This is a genomic window from Aeromonas sp. R10-2 (genome assembly GCF_040908445.1).
In the GTDB taxonomy this organism is placed as follows: Bacteria; Pseudomonadota; Gammaproteobacteria; order Enterobacterales; family Aeromonadaceae; genus Aeromonas; species Aeromonas veronii.
The window spans coordinates 1-16,635 of sequence record NZ_JBFODS010000064.1 but is presented as its reverse complement, the minus strand read 5'-3'; the positions used below and the strand labels follow the sequence as shown (position 1 = coordinate 16,635).

Below are 16,635 nucleotides of genomic sequence, written 5' to 3'. Positions count from 1 at the left end.
GAGTCCACCCATGCAATTTTCTCTCGGGCCTCTGCTCTTCTACTGGCCCAAAGCCGATACCGAAGCCTTTTACCATGCCGCTGCCGACAGTCAGGCCGACATCATCTATCTGGGGGAGACCGTCTGCAGCAAGCGGCGCGAACTCAAAGTCGATGACTGGATTGCGCTGGCCCGTCAGGTGGCCAACTCCGGCAAGCAGGTGGTGCTCTCGACCCTCGCCCTTATCTCCGCCCCTTCCGAGCTCAAGGAGGTGAAGCGGCTGGTCGACAATGGCGACCTGATGGTCGAAGCCAACGATCTCGGTACGGTGCAACTCGCCTGGGAGGCAGAGATCCCCTTCGTCTGTGGTCCCGCCATCAACGCCTATAACGCAGATGTGCTGCGCATGCTGCTCAAACAGGGGATGAAACGCTGGGTCATGCCGGTGGAGCTCTCCCGTGACTGGCTGATCCAGCTCAATCAGGATCTGGGCCCCCTACGCGACCAATTTGAGGTGGAGGTGTTTGCCTACGGCCATCTGCCGCTCGCCTACTCGGCGCGCTGCTTCACCGCCCGCTCCCTCGACAAACCGAAAGACAACTGCGAGCTCGCCTGCATCAACTACCCCACCGGACGACTGGCCAACAGCCGCGAGGGGCAGCGGGTGTTCAATCTCAACGGGATCCAGACCCAGTCCGGTTACTGCTACAACCTGGGTAACGAGCTGGCTGGTATGGAAGGTCTGGTAGATGTGGTCAGGCTTTCGCCGCAAGGGATGGAGACGCTGGAGATGCTGGCCCGCTTCAAAGTCAACCGGCAGGGCCAGGCTCCCCTCTCCTTGCAGCAAGGAAGTGACTGCAACGGCTACTGGCGCCAGATCCCCGGCATGAGCCTGGTGGAGTAAACCCGCCATACGCCCAACAAAAAGGCCTCATCGCGAGGCCTTTTTACCACTATCTGGCAGTGGTTCAGGAGGGCTGATCACCCTTGTTACGAGCGCTCTGGGCACCTGGCGGCAAGGGCTTGCGCGCCATCAACTCCAGCTCCAGCAGCGCATAGCGGTGCTCGATGAAGTCATAGACGTTGTTAGATAAGGCCAGCTTGAAGTAACTGATGGCCTCCTTGCGGTTGCCTTTGCCCAGCTCGAACTTGCCCAGATAGAAGTAGGTTTCACACAGGCGCTCGGCAAGCTCCCGGTTATCCTTCACCCCTTTCACCACGTTGCCCATCAGCTGGGAAGCGTTGATCTCGCCGGTATAGAGGCGAACCAGATCCCAGTTCCAGGCGTCGTCATCGTACTTGTTGAGACGCTCGCGCATCCGGCTCATGGCGGCCGACGGGTCGAGTTTCTGCTCAGCCAGATAGAGCCAGATCACCCGATAGGGGTCTTCCGGCTGCGCCTCGTAGAAACGCTTCATATCGGCCGCGGCCAGTTCGGGACGGTTGCCGTAATAGAGGGCGATGCCACGGTTGAGATAGGCATAGTCATAGTCCGGCGCCAGTTCGAGGGCGGAATCGAAGGCATCATAGGCTTCGTCGTAATTCTGCTGCTGTACCAGATAGACGCCGATGAAGTTGTAGGCCTCGGCGAAATCCGGTTTCTCCCGCAGGGCACGGTTGAAATCGAGCCGCGCGAGGGAACGCAGACCAACCCGATCAAACACCACGGCACGCTCATAGAACAACTCTGCCCGTTGCTCGGTGGTCAGTTCCATTTCACTGAGCATCTGCCCGAGTCGGGCGAGCGCCAGCTCACTCTGGTAGGAGACCTGCAGGGGGGTCGCCAACACCAGTGAAGCAGGCTGCGGCTTGGGAACCTTGGGGGTGTTAACCTGACTGCTACTGCTGCAACCCCACATGGGAAGCAACAACAGGATACCGAGGAGGTATCCAATCCCTTTCCTGACGTTCAATGAACACTCCGACGCTTACGCTTGACCCCGCATATGGTAAAGGTCAACTGCCGCTTTGTCATGTAGCTGTGCCCCTCTACCTCAAATAAATCAGGATTCGACAGGGTATCCGGCATCGCACCAACCGCGAAACCCGCCGTCGACGCTGATCACCTTGCGATAACCCATCTGTTGCAGGTTGTCCGCCGCCAGAATTGAGCGAAAACCACCACCACAATAGAGGTAGAGCTCGGTCTCGAGATCCGGGAACTGGGTCTCGATATCCCGCTCAATCACGCCACGACCCAGATATCGGGCACCGGGCAGATGGCCTTTGGCCCACTCGCTCTCTTCCCGCACGTCGATCAGGTGAAACGTGCGCCCTTCATCCTGCCAGCGCTTGATCTGGTGAACATCGGTTTCGGTGATGCGGGAGCGGATCCCGTCAACCAGCGCCAAAAAACGGGGATTGTGATGCATGACAAACTCCTGTTGTTTAAATCATGTGCGTCAGCAAACGACACGCAGAGATAAGAAAAGAGCGCCATGAGGCGCTCTTCACTGTTACGGCAGGATTTCCTGTTGATCCGCACCCTCTTTCTCTACCTGGGTGGGCAGCATGTGCTCGCGCTTGACGCCGAGGAACATGGCAAACGCACTCGCCACATAGATGGAGGAGTAGGTACCGAACGCCACACCGATCACCATGGCCACGGCAAAACCGTGGATCAGCGCACCGCCCTTGAGCAGCAGCGCCAGCACCACGATAAAGGTAAGGCCGGAGGTGATGATGGTACGACTCAGGGTCTCGGTCATGGAGAGATCCAGAATGTACTCGGTATCCCCTTTACGCACCTTGCGGAAGTTCTCCCGCAAGCGGTCGAACACCACGATAGTATCGTTCAGGGAGTAACCCACCAGGGTCATCAGTGCCGCCAGTACAGTCAGGTCGAACTCGTACTGGAAGTAGGCAAAGACACCCAGCGTGATCACCACGTCGTGCACCAGGGAGAGAATGCCCCCCAGCGCCAGACGCCATTCGAAACGCACTGCCACGTAGGCCAGGATACAGAGGATGGAGGCCAGCATCGCCAGCGCACCATCGGTCGCCAGTTCATCCCCCACGGAAGGGCCGACAAACTCGACGCGTTTGAGCACTGCGCCCTCGTCGAGCTGCTTGGCAGCCGCCAGCACTTCGTTACCCTGTTGTTCTACCTTGACCCCCTCTTTCGGGGTCAGGCGGAACAGCACGTCACGGCTGGAGCCAAAGTGTTGCAGGGTTGCCCCTTCAATCTTCTGCTCTTCCAGAGCGTCATGGATCTTGTCCAGGCTCACCGACTGCTGGAACCCCACCTCGATAGTGGTACCACCGGTAAAGTCCAGACCCCAGTTCAGCCCCCGATCAAACAGGAAGAACAGGGCTACCACCATCAGCACGGAAGAGAAAACCACACCCGGCTTGGCATAGCGCATAAACGGGATCGGTTTTTCAAAATGTAGAATCTGAAACATCTCTCTATCCTCAGATGGGCAGCTTGTCGATACGCCGTCCACCCCAAGCCAGGTTGATAATGGCACGGGAAACTGTGATGGCAGTAAACATGGAGGCGGTCAGACCAATGCCCAGCGTCAGGGCAAAGCCCTTGATGGCGCCAGTACCGATACCGAACAGGATCACGCAGGTGATCAGCGAGGTCACGTTGGAGTCGGCGATGGTGGAGAATGCCCGATCAAAGCCCAGATGGATGGCTTGCTGAACACCGCGACCGTTGCGGATCTCTTCACGAATACGCTCGTAGATCAGCACGTTGGCATCCACCGCCATACCCAGCGTCAGGACGATACCGGCGATACCCGGCAGGGTCATGGTGGCACCAGGGATCATCGACATGATGCCGACAATCAACACCAGGTTCATACAGAGCGCCAGGTTGGCAACCCAGCCGAACGCGCGGTAGTAGATCCCCATGAACAGCACGATCACCAGCATGGCCCAGCCGATGGCTTCCATACCGCTGTCGATGTTCTGTTGACCCAGGCTCGGGCCAATGGTGCGCTCTTCCACGATCTGGATCGGGGCGATCAGGGCACCGGCACGCAGCAGCAGCGCCAGGTTGTGGGCTTCGTTGGCATTGTCGATACCTGTGATACGGAACTGGCTGCCAAGACGCGACTGGATGGTGGCGACGTTGATCACCTCCTCCTGCTTGCGGAACTTGCGCTTACCATCCGGACCCGGTTGACCGACCGGCTTGTACTCGATGAAAACGGTCGCCATCCCTTTACCGACGTTGTCCTTGGTAAAGTTGGCCATCTTGTTGCCACCCTGGCCATCCAGCTTGATGTTGACCTGGGGACGGCTGTACTCGTCGAAACCGGACTGGGCACCCACGATGTGGTCACCGGTCAGGATCACCCGCTTTTGCAGCACCACAGGGCGACCGTTGCGATCGTTGTAGAGCTTGGAGCTGGGTGGGACACGGCCATCGGCCGCAGCCTGGATGTCGGCAGTCTCATCGACCATGTGGAATTCCAGGGTCGCGGTTGCCCCCAGGATCTCCTTGGCGCGGGCGGTATCCTGAATACCGGGCAGTTCAACGACAATGCGCTCGGCGCCTTGCTGTTGTACCAGCGGCTCGGCCACACCCAGTTCGTTGACCCGGTTACGGATGATGGTGATGTTCTGCTCGAGGGCGTACTTCTTCACTTCCTTGATCTTGGCTTCGCTCAGACCAGCCAGCAGGATAAACTCATCCCCTTTCTGCTCGGTAGTGAAAGTCAAATCAGGGTTCTGACGACGCAGATGAGAAACGGCGCGTTCCTGATCGGCTTCGTCACGGAAGATCACCTGCACCTGATCACCGACCCGGCGCACGCCGGAGTAACGGATCTTCTGGGTGCGCAGCTCGGAGCGGAAATCCTGCACCATCTGCTCTTGCTGCTTGGTCAGTGCTTCGGCCATGTCCACTTCCATCAGGAAGTGCACACCACCGCGCAGATCAAGACCCAGCTTCAGAGGCGCCGCACCGATGGCTTCGAGCCAGGCGGGAGTGGAAGGTGCCAGGTTGAGTGCGGTAATGAAGTTGTCGCCCAGCTTGTTGGCAACGATATCACGCGCCTTCAGCTGGTCTTCGGTGTTCTTGAAACGGATCAGGATAAAACCGTGCTCGAATGCAGCATGTTTGACCGGGATCTTGGCCGCTTCAAGGGTCTCTTTCACCAGATCAAGAGTATCTAGCTTGACTTCGGCACCACGGCTGGCAGAAACCTGCAAAGCCGGATCTTCGCCGTAAAGATTGGGGGCTGCATATAGAAAACCGATGGCGATCACCAGGATCACCATCAGGTATTTCCACAGCGGATAGCGATTCAACACGCTGTGCTCCTTGGGAGATTAAAGGGACTGGATAGAACCCTTGGGCAGAACGGCAGAGACGAAGTCCTTTTTGATGGTGACTTGAGTCTGGTCGTTCAGGGCGATCACCAGGTAATCGCTGTCTGCAGCCACTTTGGCAATTTTGCCAACCAGGCCACCGGAAGTGAGCACTTCATCACCCTTGGACAAGGAGCTCATCAGATTGCGGTGATCCTTGGCACGCTTGGCCTGGGGACGATAGATCATGAAGTAGAAAATCAGGCCGAATACGGCCAGCATGATGATCATTTCCATACCACCACCCTGTGCACCCGGTGCTGCGCCTTCTGCATACGCCTTGGAGATAATGCTCATTTAACAACCTCTTATTGATGTAGATTTAAAAAAACAAAATTATATGTTGTTGTTATTTAACGTCATTTTCAGCTAACGGAGGCACAGGCTTCCCTTGCCGACGGTAAAACTCTGTTACAAAGTCGTCTAATTTACCCTGCTCGATCGCGTCCCGCAAACCCTGCATCACACGCTGGTAGTAACGCAGGTTATGAATCGTATTCAGACGGGCACCGAGGATCTCGTTGCACTTGTCCAGATGGTGCAGGTAGCTACGGCTGTAGTTCTTGCAGGTGTAGCAATCGCATTCGGCATCTAGGGTGCTGGTGTCGTTGCGGTGCTGGGCATTGCGGATCTTCACCACGCCATCGGTGGTGAACAGGTGGCCGTTGCGGGCGTTGCGGGTCGGCATGACGCAGTCGAACATGTCGATACCACGGCGCACCCCTTCCACCAGATCTTCCGGCTTGCCGACACCCATCAGGTAGCGCGGCTTGTCAGCCGGAATTTTCGGGCAGACGTGCTCGAGGATGCGGTGCATGTCCTCTTTGGGTTCACCCACCGCCAGACCACCGACCGCATAACCGTCGAAACCGATCTCCAGCAGCCCCTTGAGGGAGACATCCCGCAGATCTTCGTAGACCGAGCCCTGAATGATGCCGAACAGGGCGTTCTTGTTACCCAGCGCATCAAACTTTTCACGGGAGCGCTTGCCCCAGCGCAGGGACATCTCCATGGACTTGCGCGCTTCTTCATAAGTGGCCGGGTACGGGGTGCACTCGTCGAAGATCATCACGATGTCGGAGCCCAGATCGTACTGGATCTCCATGGACTTCTCGGGGTCGAGGAAGATCTTCTCGCCATTGATGGGGTGACGGAAGTGGACGCCCGCTTCGGTGATCTTGCGAATATGGCCCAGGCTGAACACCTGGAAACCACCGGAGTCGGTCAGGATCGGGCCCTGCCAGTTCATGAAGTCATGCAGATCGCCGTGGGCACGCATCACTTCCTGACCCGGGCGCAGCCAGAGGTGGAAGGTGTTACCCAGCAGGATCTGGGCGCCGGTTTCACGCACTTCTTCCGGGGTCATCCCCTTGACGGTGCCGTAGGTCCCGACCGGCATAAAGGCCGGCGTTTGTACCACACCACGTTCGAAGACCAGTTGACCGCGACGGGCACGGCCGTCGGTGGTTTTCAGTTCAAATTTCATTGCTACCTCGGTTGCGTCAGATAAACAGTCTGACAATAGGAGGGCCGCTCACGGCCCGGTAAATAAGCTGAAGCTTATGCTTCAACCTGGCGACGGGTGACGAACATGGCGTCCCCGTAGCTGAAGAAACGGTACTGCCCGGCCACGGCTGCCTGATAGGCCGCCATCACGTTGTCATAACCGGCAAAGGCGCTGACCAGCATGATCAGGGTCGACTCCGGCAGATGGAAGTTGGTGACCATGGCATCGACGATCTGGAACTGGTAGCCAGGGAAGATGAAGATATCGGTGTCACTAAAGAAGGGCGCCAACGGTTTGCCCTGGGCCAGGGTGACCTTGGCCGCGCTCTCCAGCGAACGGACCGACGTGGTCCCCACCGCAATCACCCGGCCACCACGGGCACGGGTGGCCGCGATGGCATCTACCACCTCTTGCGGCACTTCCGCATACTCGGAGTGCATGTGGTGATCTTCAATCTTCTCAACCCGCACCGGCTGGAAGGTCCCCGCCCCTACATGCAGGGTGACGAAGGCCGTTTCAACCCCTTTGGCCCGAATTTTCTCAAGCAGCGGCTCATCAAAGTGCAGGCCGGCGGTCGGCGCGGCAACGGCGCCCGGCTTTTGATTGTAAACGGTCTGGTAGCGCTCCTTGTCGGCATCCTCGTCGGGACGGTCGATATAGGGGGGCAGCGGCATGTGGCCGATGGCCTCCAAAATCTCCAGCACCGGACGCGGGTCGAGGAAGTGGATCTCGAACAGGGCGTCGTGGCGGGCGCGCATCTCTGCCTCCACACCACCATCCATGATCATCCGGGTGCCGGGCTTGGGCGCCTTGGAGGCACGGACATGGGCCAGCACGCTGTGATCGTCCAGAATGCGCTCGACCAGTACCTCCAGCTTGCCGCCGCTGGCCTTCTGGCCAAACATGCGCGCCGGAATGACACGGGTGTTATTGAATACCAGCAGGTCACCCGGATTGAGCTGATCCAGCACATCCACAAATTGACCGTGGCGCAGGGCGCCAGTCTGACCATCGAGCTGCAACAGGCGGCTGGCGGTACGCTCTGCCATCGGATAGCGGGCAATCAGCTCGTCTGGCAGATCAAAATGAAAATCGGATACTTGCATCTTTCACCTCGGGGGGAATCGGCGGCTAGTCTAGTTATCCCCATCTTCCAAGGCAACCCAAAAGACCAAAAACCCAAGAGAGACAAGGGGTAGCGAGCAATATTGAGACACACCTCCGGTTAATGATTCTTTAATGTTCTGTATTGACCCTGATCATGTTTTGCCAGTTGGGGCTGGGCTAGGGTGAAAGCAGATACACAAGGAGGCCCACCATGATGACCCTATCCGAAATCATGACCGAACACCCCTTCACTCTGGGTCCGTCAAACAGTGTCAAACAGGCGATGGACCTGATGCAGCAGGAGCGGATCCGCCACATTCCCATCGTCGACGAGCAGCACCACCTGCTGGGGTTGGTAACCCTCACCGATATCCTGGCCACCCGGGAATCCAAGCTGCTGCTCATCAGCCCGGAGCGGGAAGCCGAATTTACCGACAGCGTGCAACTCGACGAGATCATGACACGGCAAGTGGCGAGCGTAGATCCTCACGCCGGCATCAAGGAGGCGGCACTCTACCTGCAGCGGCACAGATATGGCTGCCTGCCGGTCCTCAAAGGACGCAAGCTCATCGGCATTGTCACCGAGTCGGACTTCATTGCCGTGGCCATCAACCTGCTGGAATTGATGGAAGAGCAGGAACCACCTACCGACTTTTGATAGATTTACATGTAATTAAATTACAATAAAAGCGTTTCAGCCGTCAAAATGAGCTGAAATGATGAAACACTTTCATTTTGATTGAAAAATTACACCAAATACTTGCCTTGTGATCTGTGTCACACTATCATCCTCTCATGCAATAGTTGCCGAGGGGGAGACGAGGGATTGTGCACCCATTATCTTCCTCTCATATGTCTGCAAGTTTGCACACCCCGTAGTTAGTCTTTGCTGTAAAGCATTTGTTTATATAGCCATTCCTTGTTTGATGACCCGGCCCTGTCGTTGCGATAGCGCCGGGATTTTTTTATCTGCGCCTTTCTGCCTCCCCTTGCCAGCACATCCCCATCGCTGCAAGCAGCTGCCTCAACCTCCTGCGCCACCTGTTTGCACCACCGTTTATCTCATCGCGTCATCGTGACTCTGCACACCCCTTCTTATGCCTTGAAAAGGCGATGTAGCGCACAGATATTGAACCACGACAAGGAGTTATCTCAGTAGGCCTGAGATATTCATGTTAGGTACAGCCATAGTGAGCTATCTAATAAGTAGATTTAAGCGATTCAAAATTGCGGCTTTTATCGATTAGCTGAAGCCCCTATGATGAATCCATCGAAAGTTAAGCGCCTCGTCTGGCAAGAGTCTTCAACACCAGACCGGCATATATACATCACCAAGGAGCAATTACATGTCTACCTACATCAACACTGAAATCAAGCCGTTCAATGCTACCGCCTACCACAATGGCAAATTCGTTCAGGTGTCTGACGCTGACCTGAAAGGCAAGTGGTCCGTGGTCTTCTTCTACCCTGCTGACTTCACCTTCGTTTGCCCGACCGAGCTGGGCGACCTGGCTGACAACTACGCTGAATTCCAGAAACTGGGCGTCGAGATCTACTCTGTCTCTACCGACACCCACTTCACTCACAAAGCATGGCACGACACCTCTGACACCATTCAGAAGATCCAGTACCCGATGATTGGTGACCCGACTGGTACCATCACCCGCAACTTCGGTGTGATGATCGAAGAAGCTGGTCTGGCTGACCGCGGTACCTTCGTGATTGACCCGCAGGGCATCATCCAGATCGTCGAGATCAACGCTGGCGGCATCGGCCGTGACGCACTGGAACTGCTGCGCAAAGTCAAAGCAGCCCAGTACGTTGCCTCCCACCCGGGTGAAGTGTGCCCGGCTAAATGGAAAGAAGGCGAAGCCACTCTGGCCCCGTCCCTGGACCTGGTAGGCAAGATCTAAGCCTCCCGCTTCCAAGACCGGCCCGCATAAGGGCCGGTTTTGTTTCCGGCCCCAAGCAAAGGCGCCGGTCTGCTTTACGGCTTACATCTCACGCCGACCCGCAATCACAAGAAGGAATTCGAAGATGTTGGATACCAACCTCAAACAACAGCTGAACACCTATCTGCAGTACATCGTCAATCCCATCGAGATCAGCGTGTCCGGCAACGACAGCGACAAATCTGCAGAGCTGCTGGCACTGGCCAGCGAGATCGCCGAGATGTCCCCCAAGATCACCCAGACCTCTGGCACTGCCGCTCGCAAGCCTTCCATGAGTGTCGCGCCGCAGGGCCAAGCCCCGCGCGTTCACTTCGCCGGCATCCCCATGGGTCATGAATTTACCTCTCTGGTGCTCGCCCTGCTGCAAAGCGGCGGCCACCCCTCCAAGGCCGATGCGGCTGTGCAGGAGCAGATCCGCAATCTCAAGGGTGAGTTCCACTTCGAGACCTATATCTCCCTCTCCTGCCACAACTGCCCGGACGTAGTACAGGCCCTCAACCTGATGGCGACCCTGAACCCCGGCATCACTCACACCATGATCGACGGCGCCCTGTTCCAGGAAGAGGTCGCCGAGCGTCAAATCATGGCGGTACCGAATGTCTACCTGAACGGCCAACCGTTCAGCCAGGGCCGTATTTCACTCGAAGAGATCGTCGCCAAACTCGACACCGGCGCCGCCGAGCGCAAGGCTGCCGAGCTGAATGAGAAAGATCCCTACGACGTACTGGTGGTGGGCGGTGGCCCGGCTGGCGCCGCAGCGGCCATCTATGCCGCCCGTAAAGGCATTCGCACCGCCATCGTTGCCGAGCGTTTCGGTGGTCAGGTGATGGACACCGTCGGTATCGAGAACTTTATCTCCGTGCCCTACACCGAAGGCCCCAAGCTGGCCGCCAGCCTGGAGCAGCACGTCAAAGAGTACGGCGTGGAAGTGATCACCGAGCAGCGCGCCGCCGCTATCAGCAAAGATGGATATGTGAACGTGGATCTCGCCTCTGGCGCCACCTTGAAGAGCCGCGCCGTGATCCTGGCTACCGGTGCGCGCTGGCGTGATCTGAACGTACCAGGCGAGCTCGAGTACCGCACCAAGGGTGTGGCCTACTGCCCGCACTGCGATGGTCCCTTCTTCAAGGGCAAGCGAGTAGCTGTGATCGGTGGCGGTAACTCCGGCATCGAGGCAGCGATCGACTTGGCTGGCATCGTCGAGCATGTGACTGTGGTGGAGTTCGCCGACACCCTGCGAGCCGATGAAGTGCTGCAGAAGAAGGCTCGCTCCATGGGCAATATCGACATCATCATGAGCGCTCGCACCACCGAAGTGATCGGTGATGGCAGCAAGGTGGTCGGTATGGACTACGAAGATCGAACCACAGGCGAGATCAAACACCTGGCGGTGGCTGGTATCTTCGTCCAGATCGGCCTGGTACCGAACACCGAGTTCCTGAAAGGGAGCGAGATTGCCCTGACCCGCTTTGGCGAGATCGAGATCGATACCAAAGGGGCGACCTCCCTGCCCGGCGTCTACGCCGCAGGGGACGCCACCACGGTACCGTTCAAGCAGATCATCATCTCCATGGGTGCTGGCGCCACCGCCGCACTGGGTGCGTTTGATTACCTCATCCGCAACCCGGCGCCGGAAGCGACCAAAGCTGATGCTGTGACCGCCTGATAAAACCAGCGCAACAAAAAGCCGACGCTCGATTAAGTAAACACGAGCGTCGGCTTTTTTATATCTGCATCGATGCGCAATAAAAACCCCGCAGCAAATGGCGGGGTTGTTCATGACTGGACTTAAACGACGGGCATCACTCCAGCAAGAAAACAGCCTCGATATTATCACTTACCGTGATCTGCTGTTGTTGATAGCTGTTGTCCGCCATATCCGGCGCGGGAGCAGCCATCGCCATGGCCTGCACCACCTTCAGGTTGCGGCTGTAGGCGGTAATGGGTGAAGCATTGCGGTACTCCACACTGTAGACCTTGCCAAGCTTCATCCCGAACGCCTTGGCCAGAGATTCAGCCTTGGTTTTGGCATCCTCAACGGCATTCAAACGGGCCTGCTCCTTGATGACCTGCGGCGATTTCAACCCGTACTCAATCTGGGATACGGACTCCAGCCCGGCTTTGAGTGCGGTATCCATCAGGGGGCTCAATTTATCCAGTTGATAGAGTTTGACCGCCAATTGCCGCTGGGCACGATATCCCAGCAATACCGGCTTCTTGTTCTCGCCATACTGATATTCCGGCGAGACCATCAGGTTGCCAGCCTCAACATCGCTGCGCTTGATCCCCAACCCTTCCAGTTGGCTGAAAAAGGCTGCGACCTTGGTATCGACCTGCTGCTTGGCCTTGAGGCCCTGCTTATCCAGTGCACTCACCGCCACATTGAGGGTGAGCATATCGGGTTCGGTCTTCTGCTCGGCATAACCGCTCACCACCAGATGGGGCGCTTGCGGCACTTCAATCGCCAGCAGCGGAGCACTGACAACCAGAGCGGAAAGAGTAAGAAGGGGACGCCACATAGAAAAAACCTCAATCGGAAAGATTGAGGCCATTATGCCCGTGCAGCTACGGGATTTATATATCGTGCAAGGGGGGGAGTTGATCCAGTATCTGATTGGTCAGATCGAGACTAATGGTGACCATGCTGCCGGGATCCTGGCTCTGGTTTGCCATATCCAGCGCAGGAGCCACGCCACAGACCAACACCTCATCATCGAAATGGAACGAGTCCCACGACAGAACGAGTCCTTGCACCGCCTGTCCGATATTGGTGCCACCACTATCCTCCTCCATCGCAGACCAAGGGATGGTATCAGATGGTCCTAGCAAATCTTGCAACAACGGAGAGTGAAAACTGGCCAGCGGATACTCCTGCTGCCCCTGATGATGGCCAACCAAAATCATGTTATGGGCAGACTCGGTATCCATGACCGGCACATAAGTGATAGAGGCCGTAGCGAAGTCAACATAGAGCGAGCCCGCTACATCACCGGCCTCATTCTCAATCTCCATCCCATCCAGCCGATCCCCCGCGATCGAGGCCTGATAGCCAAACTGGCCTGCGCAGGTAATGTTCCCCTGTCCATCCCAGCTATAACGGATGCCATCAATGTCGACCCAGTTGAATGACTGCATGATTACCCCTCTCCTCTACTGCCGCTATCTTATCCATCCACCTTGAGAAAAAACAGGGGCCAGAGAGAGCCAGGCCCCATTCGCTGGTTACGGATCAACCTTGAGATTGCCGTCATCAAGCAACTGCTTAATGATATCGTGGTTTGATGTCAACCCACCATTATGATCCAAGTCCAGACTGCCCTGGAACTGCACCGTCAGTTGGGAGCCTCCAGTAGTCAGCCCATTAGTATCAATGGTCAACTTGTTAGCCGTGGCATCAAACTTCAAGTAGTTGTTCAGTATTGTTGCCAGATCATTGTTATTCGCGACTGAGGGAACGCCAACAAGCAGATCCGACAGATCGAGAACATCACCACCGTTGCTCGTTTTGCCCAACGAAAAGTCGGTAATGGTATCGGTACTACCATCCGCATTGCCAGCAATCCACTTGAAGGTATCACTGCCAGTACCGCCCGTCATGGTCTCACTGCCTAAGCCTCCGATCAGCAGATCGTTGCCATCTCCTCCTTGCAATATGTCATTACCAATCCCACCGATCAGTGTGTCATTACCAGCTTCTCCATAGAGGGTATCATTGCCGCTGCCACCATCCAGCGTATCGTTGCCCTTGCCACCCACCAGGCTATCCTTGCCCAACATTCCGTACAACAAGTCATCACCATCACCGCCAGACAAGATATTGTCCAGACTGTTGCCCGTGATGCTGTCATTGAAATCAGAGCCGATAGCATGTCCTTGCGTGCTGTTGAAGGTTACGTTCACGCCGCTGACGGCGTTGTCATAATCCAGGGTAAAGGGCGCTTCCGGCAACAGGTTAAGGGCTATGTTGCTGCGCACCGCATCGTCATCCCCGTCCGTCAACGTGATAGGCAATTGTAAACTGAGCGGCACCCCGGGGGTCGCAACACTGGATCCAAAGTCCCCAATCTTGAAGGTATTACCACCTGCATGATGGAACTCCAAACTGTTATAACCATCCGCGGTATAGGCTGCCAGCTTGGTATTGGAGACAACCCCATCCACTGTCGCAACATAGGCAACACCAGCTCCAGGATCATCATCAGTAAACTTGACTGTAAAGTCTTTACCTCCCACATTAACGGTTTGGGACATGCCAGCCCCGATGCTCACAATCCTGGTCGCACCGTTGTAGCTGATTGCCACGGCAGTCAGCGACTCCTTAGTACCATCGCCGATGTCGTTATCACTATCTACATCCTGACGAGCAACCAGCCTTACGCTGGAACTGCTGGTTATCGCTGTCATCAATGCGGAAGCACCATTGACATCGTAATGTGCCTCGAAAGCATGAGTAGCTGGATCCCCATATGACCCACTGCTCCCAGGGGAACCTGTCAGATCGACAACAAAGTCGATCCGCATAGCCTCACCGATGCCGATAGATGCGCCTCCGCTGATCCCCCCGCTATGGGCTGTGGTATTGACTGTGCCGCCGTCCACCCCACCCGTCATCGCCGTCAGCAGCAGATCCTTGCTGTCATTCGCCGCAGCGGTGAATCCAGCCCAAGGCCCGTTGCCACCGACGAAGTTATAGCCGCCACCATTAAAGTCTATCGTGGTCTGTCCGCCATCCACCTCTCCTATCATCTGGACCTGGTAGGTGGCAGAGGCGGGCTGCAAGGTCGCGATGAAGACAGTCCCAGCAACTGTTGCGGCCGTCAGTATGGTTCCGTTTGCTGATAACGTATACGTAATGGGTAAGCCACCCGACGTCATTCCGCTAATGAAACCATTAAGTACACTGCCAAAACGGATGCTCCCACCATCCGCACCATAGTTGTTTGCCAAGGTACCATCACCATCCAGCAGGAAGGTGCCAGTCACCCCGGATTGATTCAGCATAACGCCCACGGCTGGCGTCATAACAACCGGCACGTCATCTTCAACCTGTACGATGAAATTTCGAACCAGAGTCACGCTGTCCACGCCTTCGTGGGCAGTAATCGCACTGGAGAGATTTAGCGCTTTCAGTTCCAGATCGTTGCCATCCATCTCGGCATGATCTATTGGCCCTTCCAGGGTGAAGGTGTAATCCCCATCAGTCTCGACAACCAGCGTAAAGATAGGTTTGCTGCCAGCCTTCGCCACTAGGGTATCGACTCCGACACCATGAATGATGCTGTAGGTGATCGCCACGCCACCTGAAGTCAGAACAGGCAAACCGGCTGTACTACCGACACCGAAATTGACACCCACGCTATCAACCACCAAATGGGCGAGGGAACCAGCTACTGTGGTCAAGGTAGGATTGTTACCAGGCAGCCCGGTTGGTAAACCATCCTCAAACACCGAGGCCATAATCGGAGTGGTATCCAGCACCAGTATCTTCAGCAACGCGCTGGATTTGTCTCCATCACCATCAATGATGGTGTAGGTAAAGCTCTCCTGTGTATCGACAGCCACATCATTGGGCGGTGTGTAGGAGTAAGTGCCGTCTGCACTCACGATCAAACGCCCACCCAGAGGTGTAGTGATGGGGCCTGTCGTCCCTCCTTGCACCAGGAAAGTCACCACATTGCCATTAACACTATCAGCAACACCCACATAATCACCCGGATTGCTGACAGTAAAGCTGACCTGCAAAACAGTTGAGGGACCATCGGCACCGGCACTGTCTACGCCAGCACTGGCATCCACATCAGTGATCACATTGCCAGTGGCAGGAGGCGGCACAGTCGCCTGCAAAGTGGCATCCAGGTCATAGATATTGTTGACCAGCGTCACCGCATCTCCGTTGTCTTCCACCAGTCCCAGCTGGGCGATCGCCGAGGCATTGCCGCTCACGTTCAGACCAACGGCGTAAACTTCAACGTTGTTGTTGTTCACAAAGCTGGTCCAGCCGGCGGGGACATTGCCTTCATTGGGCGCGCCATCCGACAGGAAATAGACCTTGGTTTCATACCCGACAAAGGCTGGGTTTGCCAAATCCGTTGTCAGTTGATTCTGTGCCAGTACCAGGGGGGCGTTGTAGTTGGTACCACCGCCATCCGTCGGCAAACCGGAAATGCTGGCCTTGGCCACATCAGGATCACTGGTTTGTGGGATCAGGACTGCACCACTGGCAAAATCAATGACCGTAATGACCAATGGAACCCCCAGCGCCACATACGAGTCGATCATGTGGTTCAGGGCATCCTTGGCCAGTTCCAAGCGATTGGGAGAACCAATGGTGTTAGTACCAATCTGCCATAGCATACTGCCTGATGTGTCGATCACCATGACGAGGTTGAACGGTGGCAAACCAGTCTCAGCAATGACAACACAGTTATCTTGGGCGACCGGTACGTCATCGATGATGGCGATCGTCAAGCTGCCGCTGTCTGTGCTGCCACCCACCCCGTTCACGGTCACTCCCACCACGTCCGTCAGGGTGGTGTCATTCGCTGGTTGCGTGTGTGTCTGCGCCGCATTAAGTGTGTAGCTGTAGGTGATCGTCGCGCTCTTGTCCCCGTCGGCGCTGCTGTAACCAATCACCTTGAGGGTGCCTTCCCCCGTGTTGATCCCTGCCGATGGCGCACCGACCGAGAAGGTCTTGAGCGTCGCCACCGAGAAGGTCACGCCACCAATCACCACCTCCTTGATCCCATCGCTGGCCGAGACCTGGAA

Annotated in this window: 14 protein-coding genes; 4 read left to right on the top strand and 10 right to left on the bottom strand. The window is 56.4% G+C overall.

The features are described 5' to 3' along the window. The first annotated feature begins 10 nt into the window (after positions 1 to 10). A complete protein-coding gene (locus tag AB5Y97_RS13290; protein WP_368158145.1) occupies positions 11 to 883 on the top strand; it encodes a U32 family peptidase in 873 nt (290 codons plus the stop codon). A 64-nt stretch (positions 884 to 947) separates the two neighbouring features. Here AB5Y97_RS13290 and nlpI read toward each other — a convergent pair whose 3' ends face one another. From nlpI to queA, 7 genes are all read right to left on the bottom strand, one after another. Beyond that, positions 948 to 1,892 carry a lipoprotein NlpI gene (gene nlpI, locus AB5Y97_RS13285; protein ID WP_005351017.1) on the bottom strand — a complete coding sequence of 315 codons (945 nt, stop codon included), beginning with the start codon at positions 1,890 to 1,892 and terminating at the stop codon, positions 948 to 950. 90 nt (positions 1,893 to 1,982) lie between these two features. After that, positions 1,983 to 2,351: a rhodanese-like domain-containing protein gene (locus tag AB5Y97_RS13280; RefSeq protein ID WP_019446086.1), complete on the bottom strand. Its 369-nt coding sequence runs from the start codon at positions 2,349 to 2,351 to the stop codon at positions 1,983 to 1,985. An 84-nt stretch (positions 2,352 to 2,435) separates the two neighbouring features. Continuing rightward, entirely contained in the window at positions 2,436 to 3,383 is a 948-nt protein-coding gene (gene secF / locus AB5Y97_RS13275; RefSeq protein WP_005337322.1) for a protein translocase subunit SecF, read from the bottom strand. Positions 3,384 to 3,393: 10 nt separating this feature from the next. Beyond that, on the bottom strand, positions 3,394 to 5,247 hold the full coding sequence (secD, locus tag AB5Y97_RS13270; protein WP_201946061.1) for a protein translocase subunit SecD: 1,854 nt from the start codon (positions 5,245 to 5,247) through the stop codon (positions 3,394 to 3,396). An 18-nt stretch (positions 5,248 to 5,265) separates the two neighbouring features. Continuing rightward, the gene (gene yajC / locus AB5Y97_RS13265; protein WP_005337327.1) at positions 5,266 to 5,601 is read right to left on the bottom strand and encodes a preprotein translocase subunit YajC; all 336 of its coding nucleotides are present in this window, start codon (positions 5,599 to 5,601) and stop codon (positions 5,266 to 5,268) included. 52 nt (positions 5,602 to 5,653) lie between these two features. After that, on the bottom strand, positions 5,654 to 6,790 hold the full coding sequence (gene tgt / locus AB5Y97_RS13260; RefSeq protein ID WP_069555774.1) for a tRNA guanosine(34) transglycosylase Tgt: 1,137 nt from the start codon (positions 6,788 to 6,790) through the stop codon (positions 5,654 to 5,656). 74 nt (positions 6,791 to 6,864) lie between these two features. Continuing rightward, a complete protein-coding gene (gene queA / locus AB5Y97_RS13255; protein WP_201946059.1) occupies positions 6,865 to 7,917 on the bottom strand; it encodes a tRNA preQ1(34) S-adenosylmethionine ribosyltransferase-isomerase QueA in 1,053 nt (350 codons plus the stop codon). Positions 7,918 to 8,129: 212 nt separating this feature from the next. Here queA and AB5Y97_RS13250 point away from each other — a divergent pair, with 212 nt between their 5' ends. The 3 genes from AB5Y97_RS13250 to ahpF all read left to right on the top strand — a co-directional run bounded on the left by AB5Y97_RS13250 (position 8,130) and on the right by ahpF (position 11,536). After that, a complete protein-coding gene (locus AB5Y97_RS13250) occupies positions 8,130 to 8,576 on the top strand; it encodes a CBS domain-containing protein (protein ID WP_013723842.1) in 447 nt (148 codons plus the stop codon). A gap of 688 nt (positions 8,577 to 9,264) precedes the next feature. After that, positions 9,265 to 9,831, top strand: a complete 567-nt coding sequence (gene ahpC / locus AB5Y97_RS13245; RefSeq protein WP_005337335.1) for an alkyl hydroperoxide reductase subunit C — start codon at positions 9,265 to 9,267, stop codon at positions 9,829 to 9,831. A gap of 124 nt (positions 9,832 to 9,955) precedes the next feature. After that, positions 9,956 to 11,536, top strand: coding sequence for an alkyl hydroperoxide reductase subunit F (gene ahpF, locus AB5Y97_RS13240; protein WP_076495810.1), 1,581 nt, complete (start codon positions 9,956 to 9,958; stop codon positions 11,534 to 11,536). Between the two features lie 136 nt (positions 11,537 to 11,672). Here the strand turns inward: ahpF and AB5Y97_RS13235 are convergent, their stop codons facing one another. The 3 genes from AB5Y97_RS13235 to AB5Y97_RS13225 all read right to left on the bottom strand — a co-directional run bounded on the left by AB5Y97_RS13235 (position 11,673) and on the right by AB5Y97_RS13225 (position 16,602). After that, the gene (locus AB5Y97_RS13235; RefSeq protein WP_021229694.1) at positions 11,673 to 12,389 is read right to left on the bottom strand and encodes an SIMPL domain-containing protein; all 717 of its coding nucleotides are present in this window, start codon (positions 12,387 to 12,389) and stop codon (positions 11,673 to 11,675) included. 55 nt (positions 12,390 to 12,444) lie between these two features. Next, on the bottom strand, positions 12,445 to 13,005 hold the full coding sequence (locus AB5Y97_RS13230; RefSeq protein WP_368158140.1) for a hypothetical protein: 561 nt from the start codon (positions 13,003 to 13,005) through the stop codon (positions 12,445 to 12,447). Between the two features lie 87 nt (positions 13,006 to 13,092). Then, the gene (locus AB5Y97_RS13225) at positions 13,093 to 16,602 is read right to left on the bottom strand and encodes a VWA domain-containing protein (protein WP_368158138.1); all 3,510 of its coding nucleotides are present in this window, start codon (positions 16,600 to 16,602) and stop codon (positions 13,093 to 13,095) included. Positions 16,603 to 16,635: the final 33 nt, after the last annotated feature.